Origin of the sequence: Pseudomonas sp. Pse1, from assembly GCF_024519635.1 — a bacterium.
In the GTDB taxonomy this organism is placed as follows: Bacteria; Pseudomonadota; Gammaproteobacteria; order Pseudomonadales; family Pseudomonadaceae; genus Aquipseudomonas.
Genome location: NZ_JALJRO010000120.1, coordinates 1 through 303, shown reverse-complemented (window position 1 = coordinate 303; position 303 = coordinate 1). Strand labels below are relative to the sequence as shown.

General features: G+C 61.4%; 1 pseudogene. It reads left to right on the top strand.

Annotation, left to right across the window (positions count from 1 at the left end):
- Positions 1-303: pseudogene (locus NR126_RS28665) on the top strand (hypothetical protein); the annotation flags it as partial.

The window sequence follows — 303 nt, the reverse complement described above, 5'->3', positions numbered from 1 at the left end:
AAATCGCGCTGGTGATTGGTGAGCCTTGGGAGGATATGCGTCAACGATCCAGTGCGAGCATCGGCCCCGCAATTGCCGGGAGTTTTTGGGGACGCTCGCCTGACTCGGACGCCCGGTTGCGCTTCACAGACCCGCGGTATGGGTTTGTGACGCCCGTGGCACGTTATCTTGCAGTCACGTTTACCAGCGCTGGCTCAGTCGGTAGCGTCCGCATGTCCCCGCAAATCGAGCCGCTGTTGCTCGACGACATCCTCAAAGTCGCGCTCGATCTTCAGGAGCAGTGGCGCCAAGGCGGCTGGGTTC